General features: G+C 44.8%; 16 protein-coding genes and 1 pseudogene. 4 read left to right on the plus strand and 13 right to left on the minus strand.

Annotated features, from left to right (window positions below):
- The 13 genes and pseudogenes from AB2J24_RS08910 to AB2J24_RS08970 all read right to left on the minus strand — a co-directional run bounded on the left by AB2J24_RS08910 (position 1) and on the right by AB2J24_RS08970 (position 11,728).
- Entirely contained in the window at positions 1-1,227 is a 1,227-nt protein-coding gene (locus tag AB2J24_RS08910; protein ID WP_367385222.1) for a divergent polysaccharide deacetylase family protein, read from the minus strand.
- Positions 1,228-1,242: 15 nt separating this feature from the next.
- Positions 1,243-2,562 (minus strand): S41 family peptidase, encoded by a 1,320-nt coding sequence (locus tag AB2J24_RS08915; protein ID WP_367385223.1) that lies wholly within the window; start codon positions 2,560-2,562, stop codon positions 1,243-1,245.
- The gene (locus tag AB2J24_RS08920; RefSeq protein WP_367385224.1) at positions 2,552-3,910 is read right to left on the minus strand and encodes a murein hydrolase activator EnvC family protein; all 1,359 of its coding nucleotides are present in this window, start codon (positions 3,908-3,910) and stop codon (positions 2,552-2,554) included. The genes AB2J24_RS08915 and AB2J24_RS08920 overlap by 11 nt, the downstream gene beginning before the upstream one ends.
- A 115-nt stretch (positions 3,911-4,025) precedes the next feature.
- Complete coding sequence (gene rlmH / locus AB2J24_RS08925; RefSeq protein WP_162653204.1) at positions 4,026-4,508, minus strand: 23S rRNA (pseudouridine(1915)-N(3))-methyltransferase RlmH; 483 nt, start codon at positions 4,506-4,508, stop codon at positions 4,026-4,028.
- Between the two features lie 133 nt (positions 4,509-4,641).
- On the minus strand, positions 4,642-5,091 hold the full coding sequence (gene rsfS, locus AB2J24_RS08930) for a ribosome silencing factor (protein WP_420883639.1): 450 nt from the start codon (positions 5,089-5,091) through the stop codon (positions 4,642-4,644).
- Between the two features lie 97 nt (positions 5,092-5,188).
- Positions 5,189-5,779 (minus strand): nicotinate-nucleotide adenylyltransferase, encoded by a 591-nt coding sequence (locus AB2J24_RS08935; RefSeq protein ID WP_367385375.1) that lies wholly within the window; start codon positions 5,777-5,779, stop codon positions 5,189-5,191.
- Positions 5,780-5,827: 48 nt separating this feature from the next.
- Positions 5,828-7,114 (minus strand): glutamate-5-semialdehyde dehydrogenase, encoded by a 1,287-nt coding sequence (locus tag AB2J24_RS08940; RefSeq protein WP_367385225.1) that lies wholly within the window; start codon positions 7,112-7,114, stop codon positions 5,828-5,830.
- Between the two features lies 1 nt (position 7,115).
- Positions 7,116-8,261 carry a glutamate 5-kinase gene (gene proB, locus AB2J24_RS08945; RefSeq protein ID WP_367385226.1) on the minus strand — a complete coding sequence of 382 codons (1,146 nt, stop codon included), beginning with the start codon at positions 8,259-8,261 and terminating at the stop codon, positions 7,116-7,118.
- Positions 8,262-8,293: 32 nt separating this feature from the next.
- Positions 8,294-9,271 (minus strand): annotated as a pseudogene (obgE, locus tag AB2J24_RS08950) (GTPase ObgE); the annotation flags it as partial.
- 96 nt (positions 9,272-9,367) lie between these two features.
- Positions 9,368-9,955, minus strand: coding sequence for a GNAT family N-acetyltransferase (locus AB2J24_RS08955; RefSeq protein ID WP_367385228.1), 588 nt, complete (start codon positions 9,953-9,955; stop codon positions 9,368-9,370).
- Positions 9,956-9,968: 13 nt separating this feature from the next.
- Positions 9,969-10,628, minus strand: a complete 660-nt coding sequence (locus AB2J24_RS08960; RefSeq protein WP_367385229.1) for a GNAT family N-acetyltransferase — start codon at positions 10,626-10,628, stop codon at positions 9,969-9,971.
- A gap of 125 nt (positions 10,629-10,753) precedes the next feature.
- On the minus strand, positions 10,754-11,023 hold the full coding sequence (gene rpmA / locus AB2J24_RS08965) for a 50S ribosomal protein L27 (RefSeq protein ID WP_162653198.1): 270 nt from the start codon (positions 11,021-11,023) through the stop codon (positions 10,754-10,756).
- A gap of 24 nt (positions 11,024-11,047) precedes the next feature.
- Positions 11,048-11,728, minus strand: a complete 681-nt coding sequence (locus AB2J24_RS08970; protein WP_367385230.1) for a 50S ribosomal protein L21 — start codon at positions 11,726-11,728, stop codon at positions 11,048-11,050.
- Between the two features lie 541 nt (positions 11,729-12,269).
- Between AB2J24_RS08970 and AB2J24_RS08975 the strand changes: the two genes are divergently transcribed.
- The 4 genes from AB2J24_RS08975 to AB2J24_RS08990 all read left to right on the plus strand — a co-directional run bounded on the left by AB2J24_RS08975 (position 12,270) and on the right by AB2J24_RS08990 (position 21,050).
- Positions 12,270-13,607, plus strand: coding sequence for a DEAD/DEAH box helicase (locus AB2J24_RS08975; RefSeq protein WP_367385231.1), 1,338 nt, complete (start codon positions 12,270-12,272; stop codon positions 13,605-13,607).
- 171 nt (positions 13,608-13,778) lie between these two features.
- The gene (pyc, locus tag AB2J24_RS08980; protein ID WP_367385232.1) at positions 13,779-17,243 is read left to right on the plus strand and encodes a pyruvate carboxylase; all 3,465 of its coding nucleotides are present in this window, start codon (positions 13,779-13,781) and stop codon (positions 17,241-17,243) included.
- A 156-nt stretch (positions 17,244-17,399) separates the two neighbouring features.
- Positions 17,400-19,841, plus strand: a complete 2,442-nt coding sequence (locus AB2J24_RS08985) for a response regulator (RefSeq protein WP_367385233.1) — start codon at positions 17,400-17,402, stop codon at positions 19,839-19,841.
- Positions 19,842-19,883: 42 nt separating this feature from the next.
- Positions 19,884-21,050 (plus strand): MFS transporter, encoded by a 1,167-nt coding sequence (locus AB2J24_RS08990; RefSeq protein ID WP_367385234.1) that lies wholly within the window; start codon positions 19,884-19,886, stop codon positions 21,048-21,050.
- Positions 21,051-21,061 lie beyond the last annotated feature (11 nt).

A 21,061-nucleotide genomic window follows, 5' to 3' on the forward strand; every position in this document is an offset into this window, starting at 1 on the left:
CTATCTCCGTTCCGGATCATCTGCCAGTGCAGAAATTCCAACTATTTCTATTCCGCGCGCCTTGGCTTCATTGGACCAAGATGCGATGGCTTCAACACTTTCTGGAAATGCAGATGCGATTCCAATGGCTGAACCATTACGCTGTGCGACGCGTTCGAGGTCGTCAAGTTTTTTCAAAATTGTTCCAACCTCAAGTTTGGTATCCAAAACCATGTCACTTGCTGCAAAGGGAATCCCCAATGCGTTGGAAAATGTTTCCGTGAGTGATCGTGACGATGTACCATCATCGAAGAACATGACACCTCTTCTGGCCAAATCTCGCATTATGGGTTCAAGGGCTTCTGGATCAGATAAAAATCGAGCACCCATGAAGTTGCTGATACCTGTATAGTTGGTTATGCTGCCCATTGCTTCATGGAGCAATTTCAAGTTGGCTTTGGGGTCTTTATCGACCAGAAGCGTGCCGCGGCCCGGATCGTTGTTTGGATAATCAAATGGTTCAAAAGGAACTTGAAGTAATATCTCATGGCCATTTCTGCGTGCGTCTTGCATCCAGCGGTGTAAGCTATTGCCACTCGCCGCAAATGCGAGTGTTATCTCTTCCGGTAACGTCTCTATCGCAAAATTAGAGCCTGTTTGACTTAGTCCTAATCCACCAACAACAATAGCAATACGTGTGCCGCGTGCACCCGACCACGGTCGCGCATACACATCAAATGCACGTTTCCCTTCATTGCTATAAATTGGCAGGCGTCCTAAAGATGTATCTTCTATGATCTCTGGGTCCGGAAGGTGAGCAATTCGGAGGTTTTGTCCTTTATTAGGGGCGTCAAGAAATACTGCGTCATCACCGATCCGCGGGCGAGGTGTAATTTTCGTAACTTTTAGACCTTCGTCAGTCGTGAATGTTTCTATGTTGCCGCCTGATGTTCCTGATTGAGATGCAAAACTATTGTTTCCAGAGTTTGGGGTGTCTAAGCTTTGCTTCGCTTCAATATTGTCGCTTTGAGAGGTTGGTTCGCCCTCAGTTGAAGCGGTTGCTTCAGGTTTTTCAGGAGTGGCAGATTTAAGAGGAGGGTTGATAAATGAAGTGTATGCCGATCCTATAATGAGAGCAAGAATAGCAAAACCTGCCAGCCATGGTTTTAGGCTGGCAGGTGTAACATTTGTTTTCGCCTTCTTCTTCTTTTTGTCCTGGCCTAGAGGACGGTGAAGATCTGACTGCATAAAGTTTCGGCCCGCCTAGTTGTTGCTAGCCTGATCCTTCATAGGAGGAAAAGCATCGTTATCGATTTCGCCGCGCAATAGTTGCAATGCATAATTAAGCTGCTCATCATCTTTTGGATCCGGTGGTACATATGCGATTGAGCCTGAACCCTCTTCATCTTCCTGATTGCCTTCAATATGGCCGCGAAGTTCGGATTCGCCAGTCTCGCGAACGCGTCCCTGTAATTCTTCAGGAATTGGCTGGTCGACTTTGATATCAGGCAAAATACCCTTACCCTGAATCGATGCACCTGATGGTGTGTAATAAAGAGCTGTCGTCAACCTTAGTGAACCAAATTCATTCATGGGTATAATGGTTTGAACTGAACCTTTACCGAAAGATCGTGTTCCCAAGATTGTTGCGCGCTTGTGGTCTTGAAGTGCGCCAGCTACGATTTCAGATGCGGATGCAGAACCACCATTAATCATAACAATGAGCGGTTTGCCGCCTGATAGATCACCTGGGCGTGCATTGAAACGGCGTTCAGTTTCAGGATCGCGCCCACGTGTTGATACAATTTCACCACGATCTAAAAATGCATCTGAAACGCTTATTGCCTGATCAAGAAGACCACCCGGATTAAGCCTTAAATCCAGGACAAACCCTTTGAGTTTATCTTCACCAATTTCCTCGGTCAGTTTTGAAATAGCTTTATCGAGGTCACTGAATGTTTTCTCTGTGAAGGAAATAACACGAAGATAGCCAACATCGTTTTCTGCACGAGAGCGAACAGCACGAATAGCAATGATATCGCGAACAACTTCGATCTCTAATGGTTTATCGGCGCCTTGGCGGATAACCGTTAGGAGAATTGGCGTATTAACAGGCCCGCGCATGCGATCAACTGCGTCACCAAGAGAAAGACCGCGAACTGCCTCACCATCGATCTCCACGATTAAATCACCTGCCAAAACACCTGCTTTTGAAGCTGGCGTATCGTCGATTGGCGTAATGACTTTGACCACATCATCTTCCATTGTTACTTCAATGCCGAGACCACCAAATTCGCCACGTGTTTGTGTGCGCATATCATTCGCGGCTTCTTGATCAAGATAACTGGAATGCGGATCAAGTGAAGACAGCATGCCGCTTATGGCGCTCTGTACTAATTTTTTCTCATCTGGCGGCGTGACATATTCAGCACGGATGCGCTCAAATACCGACCCAAAAATTGATATTTGTCGATATGTATCAGAACTTGCCGCTTCTGCAGACAGGCCTTCTGTTTTGATAAAACTAGTTGCTGCGGCTCCCATAAATATGCCAACAGCGAGAAGCGATATTTTACGTATCATTACTTACCCTTCCAGACGTGATGTCAGCCCACCATGGAGCAGAATCAATGGTCTTTTGATCTTTCCTCAATTCAATGTAAAGCGTAGGCTTGCCTGACGCTAGTGCAAATGTCTTGTTGTCTTGTTGTTTTCGAGGCCCCATGGTTGCGATGGGCTCCCCTTTGACAATGAATTGGCCTTGGGAAACATTCAAGTTGCCCAATCCACTCATAACTAAATGATAGCCTTCACCTGCATTTATAATCAGCATTTTTCCGTAACTGCGGAATGGGCCTGAATAGACGACCCAGCCGTCAATAGGGGCTTTCACTTCGGCTTCTTCTGATGCTGCTAGTGCAATGCCTTGAAGGGGTTCACCTGTTCCATCATCGTCTCCAAAACTTGCGGCAAGTATCCCATCTACTGGAAATGGAACAGTGTCGCGTAATTCAGAGAACGCATATGAGGGAGCTAACTGTTTGTCATCTTTCGTATTTTCTCGTGCAAGGTCACGTGCTTTTTCCAGGTTTTCAGCGACACGTTTTTGTCTCGCAATTTCAGCAATACGTGCTTCTTCGGCATTTTTGCGGATGGAAAGAACCTCTTCATCGATTGAAGCTACAAGTAACTCCAGATCCTTGGATTTGGATTTGAGTTCATCAACACGTACTTTTTCTTTTTCCAGTTGCTGAAGGCTCGCAACATTCAGAGCGGCTTTTTCTTGAATAAGACGTGTCAGTTTCTTTTCTTCTTCGATACTTTGTTCGAGTGCTTCCGCCAGTTCAATCCGCTCACCATCAATGCTTACTCGAATTTCAGCCAGTTTTTGAAGGTCTGTTAATAGTCTTTCTGTTTCTGATCTAATCTCTGGTACGACAGCGCCCAGCAATATAGCGCTTCGAACTGACGATAATGCATCCTCAGGTTTGACAAGAAGTGCAGGGGGCGGATTGCTACCTAATCGCTGCAAAGCTGCCAGCACTTCGGACAAGATGTCATTTCGATCCCTAAGAGAAAGTTTTATAGCGGTTTCATCTGTTTCGAGTTTAGCCAAGCGTTCCTGACTATCTTGTGCGCGGGCGTTCAAGCTTGTTTGTTTTTGTTCAGCTTCCTTAAGTGATACTTGCAGAAGATCCTGATCTTTTTTGAGTGTTGCGATTTTAGTTTTCAGGCGCTCCAGGGCTTTTGCACTAGCTTCACGTTGAATTTGCAGTTCCTCAAGTTCAGTGCTTGTTTGATCGCGTGCTTTCTCAAGTCTGTCTGTGGTTTCTTGTGCGACGGCGTCGAAATATGCAAAACAAAATACCATAAATCCCGCAGCTAAAATCGCGTGCAGGCTTATGGTTTTGAACTGAATATTCTTTTGCATGTCACCTTCTTAGCTGATTTGCAGCCGATAGACTAGAATTCTCAACCAAATCTATCTCACAATTATGTGTTTGGAATAGGGCGCAACTTCTGCCTTTCTGGACCCATAATTTGATCTATGATCGGTGGTATGGATGGCCAGATAAAATCGTGACAGATCGATAAAGTTGTTCTGCGAGCATAAATCTGGCCATTTGATGTGGCCATGTCATTTTGCCGAAAGAGAGTGATCTAAAGGCCATTTCTTTGCTTGTATAGTCGTGGCCATCCGCGCCTCCAATGGCAAACACAACATCGCGCTCACCATTATCGCGTAAATTCGCTAGCATCGAGGAGAATGCCTCAGATGTGATGTTATCTCCACCTTCGTCGAGTAAGATAAGTTTGCAATTGTTCGGTAAGGCTTTTGCAAGTTGCGCAGCTTCGTCAGCTTTGCGTTCTTTTGCGTTCCCTGCACGGCTTTCACTAATCTCAAGGACCTTCGCGAGTTCAAGTCCAATACCTGCACCAGATTTCTTGAAGCGATCCAAATACCGTTTCGTTAGTTCGCTTTCAGGGCCAGATTTTAGCTTACCAACTGTGTGGAGTGAGATGCGCATAGTTACGACCGCTGAATTTAAGATGAGGATGTGTGATAGACCCAACCGATCATGTTAGCTGGCTGTGTTGAAATTATAGTCTGTCACCGGTTAGAAAACCAAAGGATTGCTCATTTAAAAGCAATCCAATTCATCAGTGTTTTGTTTTTTCGTCAGTTTCTGGAGCCAACCACATTTTTTCAATGTTGTAGAACTCTCTAATTTCTGGTCTGAAAACGTGAATGATAATGTCGCCAAAATCGATCAGTACCCAGTCACCTTTTGAAAGGCCTTCGGTGCGTGCACTCCCGAGCCCAGCATTCTTCATATCAGTGATAAGTTGATCACAAATTGCAGAAACATGTCTGTTTGAACGTCCGGACGTAACAATCATATAGTCGCCTATTGATGATTTTCCGCCGATATCAATTGTAATTGTATCTTCTGCTTTAGCCTCTTCAAGACATTCTAAAGCGATTTTTAGGGCGTCTTTCACGGCATCATCGCCTGATTTCTTCCCTTTTGAGAGCTTTTCGTCTTTTGCTCCCTTTTCGTGTGCTGTTCTCAGCTTGATTTCCTTTCGTTGTGGAACATGCTCAAATATATACCTATGATGGGATAAGAACCAATCATGGTGCTAGAATAGTCTGCAAGATACTTATGAAGCAAGTCAATTCTACATGGGGGTATGAACAGTGTCATCATGTTGTCTTGGATGCATTGCGTAAGGCTGTCGATGATAGTGATGACCTTGGCCCGTGCAGGAATGTCCACGCGGGCGGTTTGAGGTTAGCCAATGCGCTTGCATCAGTTTCATCCAGTCTTGCATGAGCGTATGTTTTTGCCATTTTGGATGATAGATAGGATAAGGTTGAGCCTGGACGATCAATGACTGCAATGGGGAAGGTTTCTGCGATGCCGCGCCAGTCTTGCCATGTATGGAAACTCGCTAAATTATCAGCACCCATAAGCCAGACGAAATTCACACCTCGATTTTTGCGAGATATTAAGTCAAGTGTTTCGGCTGTGTAGGACAGTTTGTATGTCGCCTCAAATCCCGTGACTTTAATTTTAGGATCTCTGCAAATTTCCCGGCTTTGTTTGATGCGCTCGTTAAGTGGCAAAAGTTCTTTGTGACTTTTGAGCGGGTTGCCCGGCGTTACCATCCACCAAACTTGATCCAATTTCAGACGCTTTAATGCCATTTCGGCGACAAGTACGTGACCGTCATGAGGTGGGTTAAATGAACCGCCAAACAAACCGACGCGCATACCTTTTGTCACAAAAGGCATTTTTAGGTAGTCCGGTTTGTTGGCTTTTTTGGTCAATCGCTTCCCTGATTAGTTTGGTCTGGTTTGACCGTTGCCGCGAACGCGATATTTAAAAGATGTTAATTGTTCAACTCCAACGGGTCCACGTGCATGCATTTTTCCGGTGGCGATACCAATCTCTGCACCCATGCCAAATTCTCCACCGTCGGCAAATTGTGTCGATGCGTTGTGCAAAAGAATAGCGGAATCAATTTCGTTGAAAAAACGCTCTGTTACAGAGGTATCCTCACAGATTACTGCTTCAGTATGTCCAGAAGAATAGTGCTGGATGTGTTCGATTGCACCAGTAATTCCATCAACGAATTTGGCAGAGATAATTGCGTCGAGATATTCTGTTGACCAGTCATCCTCCTTGGCGAGTATCACATTAGCAAATGTTTTGGCAATGTCTTCAGAACCTCTTACTTCACATCCCGCGCGCTGCAGGGAGGTGATAAGGTTTGCGGCGATGTTTTGATCAGCATTTTTATCGATGAGTAGCGTTTCTGCGGACCCACAAATACCAGTGCGTCGCATTTTTGCATTTACCACGATATCTTTTGCCATGTCTGCATCTGCAGATTTATCGACATAGATGTGGCACAGGCCTTCAAGATGCGCAAATACGGGTACACGTGCATCTGATTGTACGCGCCCTACCAGCCCTTTGCCACCGCGAGGAACGATCACATCAATTGCCCCATCCAAGCCTTTAAGCATCTCGCCAACAGCTGTTCTGTCGGACGTTGGTACGATCTGAATGGCGTGTTCAGGCAGGTTGGCAGCATTTAAACCAGTAACCAGGCAGGCATGAATTGCATTTGATGAATTAAATGAATCTGAACCTCCGCGCAGGATAACGGCATTACCTGCTTTTAAGCATAATGCGCCAGCGTCAGCTGTTACATTTGGACGACTTTCATATATGACACCAATGGTTCCGAGTGGTGTGCGAACACGTTCGATCTGAAGGCCATTAGGGCGATCCCAAGCGGTGATCACATCGCCAATAGGGTCTTTTAGTTCCGCAATTGCTCTTATGCCATTTGCCATTGCGCGGATGCGTTGACCGTCAAGTTTTAAGCGATCAAGAAATGATGGGCTTAAACCTGACTTTTCGCCATTTTCCATGTCAATTGCGTTGGCCGCCAAAATCTCATTTACGTTCCGCTCAATATCTTCTGCCATGCCTATTAATGCTGCATGTTTACGTTCAGGAGATGCAATAGCAAGCGCAGCCTTTGAAGCGGTTGCCTGCTCACCAATCTGAGCCATGATTTGTTCAACGCTTGTGTAGGAATTTTGTTTATCTGCCATTTTAACCCGCTTTATTCTCTTTGGCTTGCATCATGACGAGGTCGTCTCGGTGGATCATCGCACTTCGACCTGAATAACCCAATTTATCTTCAATTTGAGTGGTTTTGAAACCCGCAATTTCTTTGGCCTCAACAGCATCATAGGCTGCTAGACCCCGCGCGATTTCATTTCCATTCATGTCGATAACGGAGACATTGTCACCACGACCGAAAGTGCCAGAAACCGACTTTATACCAGCTGGCAGCAAACTTCGGCCTCTTTTTAGCGCATCCACCGCGCCATCATCAATGGTAATTGCACCTGCTGGTTCAAGCTGCCCTGCAATCCATGTCGCACGTGCTGCACGAGGTGTTCCTGCCGGTGAAAACCAGCTTGATCTTGCACCATTATCAATTGCCGTAATTGGGTTCTGTCTTTGTCCGGATGCGATGATCATAGCGCAGCCTGCATTGGTCGCAATCTTTGCTGCATCGATTTTTGTGCGCATGCCCCCGCGCGAAAGTTCAGATCCGGCATCACCAGCCATTGCTTCAATTTCCGGCGTAATCGCATCAATTGTGTCGAGAAAATCCGCGTTCCTGTCTTCACTTGGTGATGCTGTGTAAAGCCCATCAACATCGGATAGTAGAATAAGTAAATCCGCGCCAATCATAGTAGCAACACGCGCGGCCAATCGGTCGTTATCTCCGTAACGAATCTCTGACGTTGCAACCGTGTCATTCTCGTTGATAATTGGTACGCAATTCATGTTCAAAAGTTCAGTGGTTGTTGCTCGGGCATTTAAGTATCGGCGGCGTTCTTCAGTGTCATAAAGTGTAAGCAGTAGCTGTCCGGCAACGATGTCATGCGTTGAAAGTTTTTCACTCCATGCACGCGCAAGTGCAATTTGTCCAATAGCGGCACAAGCCTGACTTTCTTCAAGTTTTAAGCGTTTCTCCGTAATAGATAGTACGGATCGCCCCATGGCTATCGCGCCGGATGATACCACTAGAACGTCGATATTTTGCTCCCGCAATCTTGCAATATCCTCACAAAGGGATGTTAGCCATTCAGCTTTTAATCCATCCTTGCGATCAACCAAAAGCGCTGACCCAATCTTAATCACGACGCGCTTGTGTTTTGCAGTTTCTTTGCGGGAGGTGGCCATTAACCGGCGTCCTCTGGCTCTATCGAGGTATCAATAATTTTGCGTAACTCGCGTAAAATATCGGTCATGCCGGTTCCAACAATTGCTGATATTTCACGCACTTCTTTACCGGAGGCTTCGGCAAGTGCTGCTAATTTTTCAGCTTTGGTTTCGTCATCCAAAATATCAATTTGAGACAGTGCGACAATTTCAAGTTTGTCAACGATGCCTTTGCCATAGGCTTCCAGTTCGTGGCGCACAATTTTGTAGGCTTCCGCAACATCTTCTTCTTGGGCTGAAACAAGATGCAACAATACACCTGTGCGTTCGACATGGCCCAAAAAGCGATCACCGATACCAGCACCTTCATGGGCGCCTTCTATGAGGCCGGGAATATCAGCGAGTACAAATTCATAGCCATCAGAAGTCGCAACACCCAAATTAGGGTGGAGCGTTGTAAATGGATACCCAGCAATTTTTGGGCGCGCGCGCGTGACGCTCGATAAGAATGTAGATTTTCCCGCATTGGGAAGTCCAACCAACCCGCAATCAGCGATCAGTTTAAGACGTAGCCAAATTGTTTTTTCCTCTGCGGGTTGCCCAGGGTTTGCATTGCGTGGCGCTTGGTTGGTTGAAGATTTGAAATGCGCATTGCCAAAGCCGCCATTGCCGCCTTTAGCCAGACGAAATTGTTGACCTTCTTCTGTGAGATCGCAAATAAGGGTTTCGTTATCTTCCTCAAAAACTTGAGTTCCAGCTGGAACTTTAAGTACCACATCTTCACCACGGGCGCCGGTGCGGTTTTTGCCCATGCCATGAACGCCTGTTTTTGCTTTGTAATGTTGTTGATATCGATAATCGATAAGTGTATTGAGGCCATTCACGGCCTCAATAAGTACACTGCCACCATTGCCGCCATCTCCGCCGTCTGGACCACCAAATTCGACATATTTTTCGCGGTGAAATGATACGCAACCTGCGCCACCTGCACCCGATTTAATATAGACTTTCGCCTGATCGAGAAATTTCATGATGTTGAGGTCCGTCTACTTATTTCAACAACTTAGCTGTCGAATTTGGTTTCAATTGCCCTTCGATACAATTGCTTGCATCAAAAGGCAAAACATTTAGGCGTAAATTGCCCGAGTTTCTAATTGGTTTTCGTTTATTGGGGCAAAGCCGTGATAGGGTTCCAGATTAAGTTGGTACCATCTCACGATTGTTTCACGACCATTATCGAACGATAACGGAGCTGTTTCCTGAGGCCGAAATCCGTTTTTCTCAAGTACGCGTTGGGATGCAATATTATCTAACTCACATCCAGCACGCAACATAGCAAACCGAAAATCGGGCAAGATATCCCGAATCAAGACACCAACAGCTTCGGTGGCAAAACCTTGGCTCCAATGTTTCTCTCCAATCCAATATCCAAAGGACGGGATGATGTGATTATCTTTGACTGATATGCTGATCAATCCAAGAAATTCATCCGTTTCCTTGTTGATGATAGCATTTACACGCATGTCCAGTGGGTTGGCTGCCTTTGCTCGAAGAACAAAACTTTGTGCGTCGCCAATGGAGAAGGGTTGAGGTTTGAACAACATACGGTCCAAAACTTCAGCGCTTCCCAAATGCGATGTCATCGCTTCAATGTGGTGGTGATCTATAGGTTGCAATGCAACCCGTTCCTGATGGTTTCTAATTATATCCAACATGTCTAACCTCCTTTCATTCAGTTTCTTGTTCAAATGTTGTGGGCCAGTTTCTTAAAGAGGCCCAAATCGCACGCTCAAGGCGGTAAATTTCAATTGGCATTTGGGAGTTTTGCGCAAGGCAATAACCGATGCCTGTTGAGAGAAATTGAAAGCCGCTTTTTTGCAATATTCGACGTGATGCGTAATTGCCAATTCGGCAATGTCCCACGAGGTCTTCTATTTCTTCATCTTCAAAAGCCATATCAACCAGTGCATGGGCAGCTTCGGTTGCATATCCGTTGCCCCAGTATTGTTGACCAAGCCAATAACCAATTTCCTTTTGCTCGCGCCCGTCTTTTTTCTCTATGCCGCAACATCCAATAATCTCACCGGTCATGGTGAGTGTGATGGCATAGACGCAATTGCCCGAAGCAAGTTTGTTGACCTTGTTAACAAAGTCAGCAGCATCTTGCTTTCCATATGGATGAGGCATTCGCGAGAGCATATTGGCGACCGCAGTGTTGTTTGCCAAATCGGAAATTGCGTCTATGTCATCACACTGCGGTTTGCGCAAAGTGAGGCGACGAGTTTCAATTTTTGTAACGTTCACAATTTTCTCAATACTGAGTCCGTCACTTTGGCTTATCCGTTCTTCTTGTTCATCACTTAACTGTTCATCTGATAGGCATTGCATTTTCAAAAAACTCCTGCTTGAAAATAAAAAAAGGGAAGATGATCTCTCATCTTCCCTTTTGAAACATTTGGCTTTTTAGAATCAGCCGGGTCGATGAGACACCGGATGATTTAGAGCGTTTCCGGTTATTCCGCTGCTTCCGCGAGTGGCATCACAGACACATACGTGCGTCCGTTGGCCTTCTTACGAAATTCTACATTACCTTCTGTCGTAGCAAAAATAGTATGATCGCGGCCAAGACCAACGCCTGTACCAGGATGCCATTTTGTGCCACGTTGGCGAAGGATGATATTACCTGAGATGACGTTTTCGCCACCGAATTTTTTAACGCCTAGGCGTTTTGATTCAGAGTCGCGACCGTTACGGGATGAGCCACCAGCTTTTTTATGTGCCATTTTTTCTTCTCCTACAGTCCTAAATTACGCTTTTGCCAATTCGGCAGCTTGACTTAACCAGTCATCGCGCTCGATGCGGCCTTTGAATGATAATGCATCATCAAGTTTCTGAATGTCGTCTTTTGACATAGCAGCAACTTGCGCAAATGTCATCACACCAAGTGCATTAAGTTTTTTCTCAAGCACTGGGCCAACACCAGAAATCTTTTTAAGATCATCAGCTGGACCTTCAGGAGCTGCAAATAATGGTGCAACTTCGTCGGATTTAGCTTCTGCCTTTTTAGCAGGTGTCTTTTTCTCAGCATTAGGCGCTGCTTCTTTAGCTGCAGCCTTTGGTGCTGTTTCCTTCTTAGCAGCTGGCTTTGCAGCAGCTTTCTTTGAAGGTTTCGCGCCACCAGTCAAGATTTCAGCAATAGACACTGTTGTGAAATGCTGACGATGACCAATAGTACGTTTTGAGTTTTGACGACGACGCTTTTTGAAAGCGATGATCTTACGGCCACGGCCCTGATCAACGACTTCAGCAGTTACAAGTGCACCTTCAACAAGTGGCTTACCGATTGTAGCAGATGCGCCTTCACCGACCATCATAACTTCTGTGAATTCTACAATGTCACCAGCTTCGCCAGCAACTTTCTCTACCTTGAGAACGTCTCCTGCGGTAACGCGATATTGCTTACCACCAGTTTTAATGACTGCGAACATTTTTTTTCCTTCGAGTGTTCAGTCCAGTTCTATCTGCAAAACTCACATTTGAGTCTGACAGATGACCGTCTTTTTCAGTCTTCATAAATGATAATCGATTGTTTTTACTACGATTACCGGCTCAAATCCTGATCCTGATATCTAAATATCTTGTTGGACAAAGATAAACGGCACAAAATATATTGCGCCGTCTGTTGGCTGAACTACGCCAGAAAACCAATAAAGTCAAGAAATTTGGGTATATAAAGTTGTACTAAAAATGTGGCACTAACTCTGCTTCGTGGCTGCGTTAGAGATTAACCAAAATCTTCGCTACAATGCTGCTATGCACAATTATGCTTGCTATTATTAAGATCAACATGTAATTGCAGCGGCAGAAGAGTGTTGCAACTCTTAAAGGCCCATAAGCATAAGAGCTTGGCGGGCTTGCCCAAAGCTCAGGCCTTTTTTGATCTCATGATCCATCATGTCTGAACATACAGCGCAATTGCTAAGCGCATTAACATACGCGGATGATTCCTCATTCGCCTAAGGATTCGACATGACGACTTTTAAAGATTTTGACCTCCCCGAAGCTATTATACATTGTTTAGACCACGCTGGTTTGAAGAACCCAACTCCCGTACAGCTAAAAGCCATTCCATTTGCGCTTGAAGGCCGTGATATACTGGGTTCAGCACAGACAGGAACTGGTAAAACGGCTGCATTTGGTGTGCCGTTGGTTGCTAAATTGTTGGCAAATCCAGATGACATGGCTGTTGTTATTACACCTACTCGTGAACTTGCTGCACAGGTGCATAAAGCAATTTCGACTTTTGTGAGCAAAAACTCCAAGATTTTGGCAGCGCTTCTTATTGGTGGTGAACCAATGCCAAAGCAGCTTAACTTTTTGCGCCGCGGACCGCGTATTATTATCGGTACGCCTGGCCGTATTAACGATCATCTTTCACGGGGAACATTGAAGCTAGATCGTACATCTTACCTTGTGTTAGACGAGACTGACCGTATGCTTGATATGGGCTTTGCTAGCCAGATTGAAAAAATCGTCGGTAAAATGCCGTATAAACGCCAGACAATGCTGTTTTCAGCCACGCTACCTGCAAATATTATGAAGCTATCGAAAGCTTATTTGAATAATCCAGAACGCGTAGCCATTGGTTCAGCCAATGAAATTGCGAAGAACATCAAGCAAGAAACTGCGAATATTACGCGCAACGAAAAATATCCACGGCTCGTTGATGAACTAAACAAGCGTAACGGTTCAATCATTGTGTTTGTTAAAAGCAAGTTCAATGCCGATAAGATGGCAAAGCGTCTCCGTAAAGAAGGTCATGACTCTGATGCTATTCATGGCGATCTTCGTCATAATAAACGTGAGCGTGTGATCAAAGATTTCCGAGCGCAAAAAACACGGATTTTAATTGCAACGGATATTGCTGCTCGTGGTTTGGATATTCCTCACATTGAGCACGTTATTAACTTTGACCTTCCGCAATCTCCAGAAGATTACATCCATCGCTTGGGACGAACAGCGCGTGCAGGGGCTAACGGTGAAGCCCTTTGCTTTATCTCTCCTGATGATGATGAAAAGTGGTTTGCGATCTGTAAGCTGTTGAACCCAGATACAGATATGAAGCGTCCCGCAAGGAAAAAGCCTGGTGGCCGTGGCGGTAAAACAGGTGGAGCTGGACCGTCAAAAAATAAGACAAAGGCCTTTAGCTTTAAGAAACATTCTCGCAATGGTAAAAAGCCGCAAGGTGAGTCAGCGGATAAGTCGGCGAAATCAGGTGGTCCACGTAGATCTTCAAATGGACCGAAATCGGGTAAATCTGGCGGCGGCGGGCAAGGTGGTCGTACAAGACCTCGTAGAGCGGCATAAGGCTCTGTAATTTAATCTTCCCAACAGGTAGTTAACTAATACTGTTTCAATCGATTTGAACCGTTTCGCTTAGTTGCATTGCAGCATCTGAGGCGCTAAGACATGCCCATAACTTCCAGTTTCGGCAGTGCCGAAAAAAATAGACGCATAATTCTTGATGGGGATATATTCTTGAAAATCTCAAAAATTCTAGTAGCGAATAGGTCTGAAATTGCCATTCGTGTTTTTCGTGCAGCAAATGAACTTGGTATTAAAACAGTTGCCATTTGGGCCGAGGAAGACAAACTTGCGCTTCATCGCTTTAAGGCCGATGAATCCTATCAAGTTGGCCGTGGTGATCACCTTAAAAAAGATATGGGCCCTATCGAAAGTTATCTTTCCATCGAGGAAATTATTCGTGTTGCTAAACTTTCTGGGGCGGACGCTATTCACCCCGGCTATGGCCTTTTGTCTGAAAGTCCAGAATTTGTGGATGCATGCGATGAAGCGGGTATAATCTTCATTGGACCACGCGGCGAGACTATGCGTCGTTTGGGTAATAAAGTAGCGGCACGTAATTTGGCGCTTGAAGTTGGTGTGCCTGTTGTGCCTGCAACTGATCCATTGCCAGAAGATGATATTGAAGCCGTTAAAAAAATGGCCGCTGAGATTGGCTACCCGTTGATGCTAAAAGCCTCATGGGGCGGGGGTGGCCGTGGTATGCGTGTGATCCGCTCAGAGGATGAGCTTGAAAGAGAATCAACCGAAGCACGTCGCGAAGCGATTGCTGCATTCGGCAAGGGTGAAATTTACCTTGAGAAGCTGGTTGAGCGTGCGCGTCATGTTGAAAGCCAAGTTTTGGGTGATACACACGGTAATGTAGTTCATTTGTTTGAGCGCGATTGTTCTGTTCAACGTCGTAATCAGAAAGTTGTCGAACGTGCTCCTGCGCCGTATCTAACAGAAGAGCAACGGCAAGAACTTGCAAGTTATTCAAAAAAACTCGCATCTGATACAAATTACATCGGCGCTGGTACTGTTGAATATCTTATGGACATGGATAGTGGAGACTTCTATTTCATTGAAGTGAATCCGCGTATTCAGGTCGAGCATACTGTGACTGAAGAAGTTACGGGGATTGATATAGTTAAAGCACAGATCCGCATTCTGGAAGGCGCTGCCATTGGCACGGAAGAATCTGGTGTTCCTGCACAAGAGGATATCCGACTTAATGGTCATGCGCTTCAATGCCGGATTACGACAGAGGATCCTGAGCAGAACTTTATTCCAGACTATGGTCGCATAACGGCCTACCGTGGTGCGACAGGTTTTGGTATTCGCCTTGATGGCGGTACAGCTTATTCAGGTGCAGTTATCACCCGTTATTATGATCCGCTTCTGGAAAAAGTGACAGCATGGGCACCGACGCCTGAAGAAGCGATCCAGCGGATGGACCGTGCGCTACGTGAGTTTCGTATTCGTGGTGTTTCAACCAACTTGACATTCCTTGAGGCGATTATTGGCCATGAGGAATTTAAGAATAATACTTACACAACAAAATTTATCGATTCGACACCAGAATTGTTCGAGCAAGTTAAACGTGCTGACCGTGCGACAAAATTATTGACTTACTTGGCCGATGTTACCGTTAATGGCCATCCAGAAGTTAAAGGTAGACCTCGCCCGTCAGAAGATGCGCCGGCTCCAAAAGTGCCGTATGTCACTGGTGATATTCCTGATGGCACAAAGCAAATTTTGGATGAATATGGTCCGGATAAATTCGCAAAATGGATGCGTGTTCAAAAGCGCACGCTGATTACAGATACGACGATGCGTGATGGTCATCAGTCGTTGTTGGCTACACGTATGCGGACATATGATATTGCCAATATTGCTGGCACTTATGCTCGCGCATTGCCAAATCTCTTCTCACTTGAATGTTGGGGCGGCGCAACATTTGATGTATCTATGCGCTTTCTTACGGAAGATCCTTGGGAGCGTCTTTCTAAAGTGAGAGAGGCTGCACCAAACATTCTTCTACAGATGCTTTTGCGTGGTGCAAATGGTGTGGGTTATAAGAACTATCCAGATAATGTTGTGAAGCACTTTGTTAAGCAAGCCGCTGAAGGTGGTATCGATTTGTTCCGCGTGTTCGACTGCCTAAACTGGGTTGAGAATATGCGTGTGTCAATGGACGCAGTTCGTGAAGAAAACAAACTTTGCGAAGCTACAATTTGCTATACTGGCGATATTATGAATTCGGCTCGTCCGAAATATGATCTTCAATATTATGCGGATCTTGCTAAAGATCTTGATAAAGCGGGTGCCCATATTATTGCTCTGAAAGACATGGCTGGTTTGCTAAAGCCAGCTGCAGCAACGCAGTTGTTTGGCGCAATCCGTGATGTGACGGATCTGCCTATTCATTTTCATACGCACGATACGTCAGGTATTACTGCGGCGACGGTTTTGGCAGCTGTTGATGCAGGTGTTGATGCGGTGGACGCGGCAATGGACGCGTTTTCTGGTAATACATCTCAACCATGCTTAGGGTCTATTGTTGAAGCGCTTAAAGGTTCAGAGCGTGACCCTGAATTGGACACAGAATGGATACGTCGGATTTCATTCTATTGGGAATCTGTGCGTGACCAGTATGCAGCTTTTGAATCCATTAGCCAAAGCCCAGCATCCGAAGTTTATCTTCACGAAATGCCAGGTGGTCAATTCACGAACTTGAAGGAACAAGCTCGTTCGCTAGGTTTAGAAACACGTTGGCACGAAGTTGCACAAACCTACTCGGACGCCAATCAGATGTTTGGTGATATCGTGAAAGTAACGCCGTCTTCGAAGGTTGTTGGGGATATGGCTTTGATGATGGTGAGCCAAGATTTGAGCGTCGCAGATGTTGAAGACCCAGAGAAAGATGTTGCCTTCCCCGAGAGTGTTGTTTCAATGATGCGTGGTGATTTGGGGCAGCCGCCTAAGGGCTGGCCAAAGGCGTTGCAGGACAAAGTGCTAAAAGGTGAAGAGGCTTATACGGTTCGTCCTGGTTCCTTGTTGGACCATGCTGATCTTGCTCAAGAACGTAATGATATTGAAACTACGCTTGAACGTGAAGTTTCTGAGAACGAGTTCTCATCTTACTTAATGTATCCAAAAGTGTTCACTGATTTTGCACAGATTAGCGAAACTTATGGTCCGGTGAGTTCATTGTCTACACCGAGTTATTTCTATGGTCTTCCGGTCGGAGAAGAAGCATTTATTGAGATCGAAAAAGGTAAGACACTTGTTGTCCAAAATCTTGCTATGAGCGATACCGATGAAAAGGGTATGGTCACAGTATTTTTCGAGTTTAATGGTCAACCGCGCCGAATTAAGGTTCCAGATAGAGCACATGGTGCAGCTGGATCTGCTGTTCGACCAAAAGCAGAACTTGGCAACGACAACCATGTTGGTGCGCCTATGCCAGGTGTTGTATCCACAGTTGCTGTTTCTTCGGGCCAGAAAATCAAAGCCGGTGATGTGCTTTTATCCATTGAGGCAATGAAAATGGAAACGGCTATTCATGCTGAAAAAGATGGTGTTCTTAACGAAGTTCTTATCAAAGTTGGTGATCAAATCGATGCGAAAGATCTTTTGATGGATTTTAAAGTATAAATCTTCATTATTCTTTCTGTTATTGAATAACTACAGTTTTACTTTGTCAAAACCGCCCACAAGGCACTAATTCATTACTATTGCTTTATGGGTATTTTTTCATTCGTTTATTAACCAATTCTGTTCATATTAATCTGAATTAGAAGAGTGGGTATTATGCGAATGCGTGCAAACATGTCTCTTACGAGTCGTAAAACTATTTGGTTTTTGCGTTTAGCTTACACTGTCAGCCTCGTTGGTATAGCAATTATTTGTTTTCAAAACTATCAGGCCAACTCGTTACACGACATGAAAGCACATGAACTGGTCGAATTTACAGAAGAGTTTCAGAAGCTGGAATTGATCGCAGAAGCGGTCAATAATTCAGCAATACGATTGCAAGAACTGCTGAGTAAAGATAAACCAACTGATGATGAAAAAATCGCCCATGAAAAGCATATCAGCGTCAGTGTAAATACACTGATTGCAAAGGTTTCTCAGGGTTTCGAGCAGACAAAAATATTTGAAAATATCTATAATCATCAGGCGGCCGTAACCGGTTCACTGCGATTTGACGATAAATCGCTTCAGCAGGTTAAACACTCTATCTATCGCTATTCTCAGTTTTTTAGACCGGATCAGTTAACCGGAGATTTAATGGGCGACGCTTTGCCCAAACAAGTTAAGAGTCTTGTATTTAACTATAAAGTTATGGCTCTGAAATCACGATCACTAATCCGTAGCGTGATTTTGAAGAGACATGAGTTTCTAGGTGATTGGACCACTAAAAAGCATTTAGATTTTATCATAATGACCTTAGCCGTGCTATTGTGCATTGCTGTTCTGATCTTTCTACCAGTTGATGTTATTTTTCGTCGATTGCTACAAGGCTTTGAGATCAAAAGACATGAAGCTGATGTTGCATTGGAAAATGCAAAAGAAGCTGACCGCGCTAAGTCTGAATTTTTAGCTACAATGAGCCACGAGATCCGTACACCCATGAATGGCGTGTTGGGGATGGCGGAATTACTTAATAAAACTGATCTCGATGATCGACAAAGAACTTTTTCAAATGTGATAATGAAATCGAGCAATGCACTTTTAGGTATTATCAATGACATTCTCGATTTTTCAAAGATAGATGCTCAACAACTGCAACTTCAAGATGAAGTGTGCGATGTGGGCGAATTGGTTGGTGAGATCTCGACGTTATTGGCAATAAAAGCCAATGAAAAAGATGTTGAACTTGTCATGCGTATTCAGCCGGATATGCCAAAAAGTGTGTCTGTCGATGGGGTGAGGCTTCGTCAAATCATTATCAACATTTTGGGAAATGCCATCAAGTTTACAGAAAGAGGCCATGTTCTTATTAATGTCTCGAGCCTTGAATGTGATAAGCTGGACCACGCACGATTACAATTTGAAATCGAAGATACAGGAATAGGCATTTCGGAGGGCAAAATTGGGAAGATATTTGATAAATTTAGTCAAGTTGATAGCTCTAACACCCGGCGTTTTGAAGGAACCGGATTGGGGTTAGCTATTTCCGCTCGACTTGTTGAAATGATGGGTGGAAAAATTGCGGTAAGTAGTGAATTGGGTGTCGGTTCAAAATTCAATTTCACACTTGATCTGCCAATCGAGAATGGTGAATCTTTTGAAGAGCTTGTTGAAGTTGATCCTAACACGCGAATACGTGCACTTGTTGTGGATGATAATGAAGTTAATAGAGCGATCCTGGTGGAGCAACTAAGTGCTTGGGGCTACGAATGTGTTGCGGTTGAAAGTGGGCCTGTCGCGCTGGAATTTCTGAATGCTGCCCAAAACCATCATGGTATCAAAGTCGACATTGTCGTTCTTGATTTTCAGATGCCCGATATGACTGGTGCTGAAGTTCTAAAAGCGATCAGGGAAACCGAGGCTATTGCAAATACAAAAGTTCTCCTTCTATCTTCCGTGGATCATTCAGAGTTAATTAATTCATTGAAGCAATATCAACTTGATGGGCATTTATCCAAGCCAGTACGCGGGGTAGATTTAAGAGTTGTTATCGATCAAATTTTGACTGGTTCTCAGGTGAAGAATCTGAGGTCAGCTGCACATGCACTTGCCGAACCGGTTGCTCAATATGAAGCATCTTCCGTTGCAAATAGTCGTGTTTCAACTGAACAAACCCCAGCGGCTTCTCAATTGCTTGCGGTAGAAGAAACGCAGGAGTTGGATATTCTTGTTTGTGAAGATAATGAGGTCAATCAACTTGTTATTTCGCAATATCTGGAGATGACAGACTATAGTTTTAAGATAGTTGCGAATGGAAAATTGGGTGTGTCTGAATGGGAGGCATGTCATCCGCGCATAATCCTTATGGATGTTTCTATGCCTGAGATGAATGGTCGTGAAGCCACGAGACGTATTCGTGCTCTGGAAATCGAGCACAAGATCGGTCGAACCCCGATAATTGGGGTGACCGCACATGCACAGATCAAGGATAAAGAAGAATGCCTTGAAGCAGGTATGAATGATGTTTTGACCAAGCCACTTTCATCTGAAACTTTATTTGAAATGCTAGATAATTGGATAGATTCAAACGATTTAAAAAGGATTGCTAGTTCCGCCTAAATGACCTAGATCTGGTGTTCCCCATGAACCGGAACTGTCAATATGGCATTTATTTCTTCTAAGTTTCCAATCGCCCGCATCGCCGTTTCTATGTTGTTCTTCGGGAACGGTTTGTTCATTGGTGTTTGGACACCAATGATTCCAGTTTTTAAGGCGCGTCTTTTACTAAGCGAAAGCGAACTCGGGCTGGTGATCCTGGCTTTGGGGTTAGGGGCGTTGGTCGCAATGCCTATTGGCGGAGCTTTGATTGCGCGATACGGAACAAGGTTGCCAATTATTTTTAACAGCCTGCTTTGTGCGCCTGGTTTGGTTTTAGTCACGTTGGCACCAGATATGGTTGGCGCTGTCATTGTTTTGACTTTTTTCGGCATGTTTTGGGCCGGCATGGATGTTGCTATGAATTCAAATGTGATCGAAGTCGAGCGGCAGACAAAACGTGCCATCATGTCTTCTTGTCATGGGTTTTGGAGTGTTGGAGGACTTGTCGGTGCGCTGTTCGGTGGGAAAACATTGTTTCTACTTGGTGAAACCGGCCATGCGCTATTTTGGATGGTGATATTTCTTCTTTTGATGAGCTATGCACTTCGTAAAATGGAGAATGAGCCGCCATCGGAAGAGCAGGTGAGTGCTGGTTTGAAAATACGATTCCCACGATCAATATTACCCTACATGCTTGGAATTATTTGTTTGCTTGCCATTGTGCCGGAAGGCGTTGTTATCGATTGGAGTGGGCTTTTGTTGCACGAAGAGCGCGGATTTGAATTAACAACTGCCGGTTACGGTTTTGCCGCTTTCTCATTATCTATGGCATTTGTGCGCTTCACAGGTGATTACTTCCGACAGAAATATGGTGCAGTGAATACACTTCGCGTGTGTCTTGTGTTTTCAATAACCGGCTTCACCATCGTGACATTGTCATCTCAACCAACCCTAACGATTTTGGGGTTTTTCATAACAGGTATCGGAATTTCAAACTTGTTTCCAATCGCTGTTTCCGCGGCTGGCAATTTGCCTGGAATTCCTAGCGGCGTTTCTGTTTCGATGGTTACATCTGTCGGATATTCAGGATTTCTGCTTGCCCCGCCTTTGTTTGGCTTTGTCGCACAGGCTTATAGCTATACCTTCATCTTCGCCCTAATGCCGCTATGTCTCTTTATCATTTTCTTTGCTATGTATCCTGTGCGCTATGCTGATGAGGGTACAAAGTAGCAAAATATTTT

Source organism: Lentilitoribacter sp. EG35, from assembly GCF_040784015.1.
In the GTDB taxonomy this organism is placed as follows: Bacteria; Pseudomonadota; Alphaproteobacteria; order Rhizobiales; family Rhizobiaceae; genus Lentilitoribacter.

Excerpts from the sequence above, each read along its gene's own strand:
- AB2J24_RS08910 (WP_367385222.1), bottom strand. The coding sequence starts at position 1,227 with ATGCAGTCAGATCTTCACCGTCCTCTAGGCCAGGACAAAAAGAAGAAG.
- AB2J24_RS08915 (WP_367385223.1), bottom strand. The coding sequence starts at position 2,562 with ATGATACGTAAAATATCGCTTCTCGCTGTTGGCATATTTATGGGAGCC.
- AB2J24_RS08920 (WP_367385224.1), bottom strand. The coding sequence starts at position 3,910 with ATGCAAAAGAATATTCAGTTCAAAACCATAAGCCTGCACGCGATTTTA.
- rlmH (WP_162653204.1), bottom strand. The coding sequence starts at position 4,508 with ATGCGCATCTCACTCCACACAGTTGGTAAGCTAAAATCTGGCCCTGAA.
- AB2J24_RS08935 (WP_367385375.1), bottom strand. The coding sequence starts at position 5,779 with ATGCCTTTTGTGACAAAAGGTATGCGCGTCGGTTTGTTTGGCGGTTCA.
- AB2J24_RS08940 (WP_367385225.1), bottom strand. The coding sequence starts at position 7,114 with ATGGCAGATAAACAAAATTCCTACACAAGCGTTGAACAAATCATGGCT.
- proB (WP_367385226.1), bottom strand. The coding sequence starts at position 8,261 with ATGGCCACCTCCCGCAAAGAAACTGCAAAACACAAGCGCGTCGTGATT.
- AB2J24_RS08955 (WP_367385228.1), bottom strand. The coding sequence starts at position 9,955 with ATGTTGGATATAATTAGAAACCATCAGGAACGGGTTGCATTGCAACCT.
- AB2J24_RS08960 (WP_367385229.1), bottom strand. The coding sequence starts at position 10,628 with ATGCAATGCCTATCAGATGAACAGTTAAGTGATGAACAAGAAGAACGG.
- rpmA (WP_162653198.1), bottom strand. The coding sequence starts at position 11,023 with ATGGCACATAAAAAAGCTGGTGGCTCATCCCGTAACGGTCGCGACTCT.
- AB2J24_RS08970 (WP_367385230.1), bottom strand. The coding sequence starts at position 11,728 with ATGTTCGCAGTCATTAAAACTGGTGGTAAGCAATATCGCGTTACCGCA.
- AB2J24_RS08975 (WP_367385231.1), top strand. The coding sequence starts at position 12,270 with ATGACGACTTTTAAAGATTTTGACCTCCCCGAAGCTATTATACATTGT.
- AB2J24_RS08985 (WP_367385233.1), top strand. The coding sequence starts at position 17,400 with ATGCGAATGCGTGCAAACATGTCTCTTACGAGTCGTAAAACTATTTGG.
- AB2J24_RS08990 (WP_367385234.1), top strand. The coding sequence starts at position 19,884 with ATGGCATTTATTTCTTCTAAGTTTCCAATCGCCCGCATCGCCGTTTCT.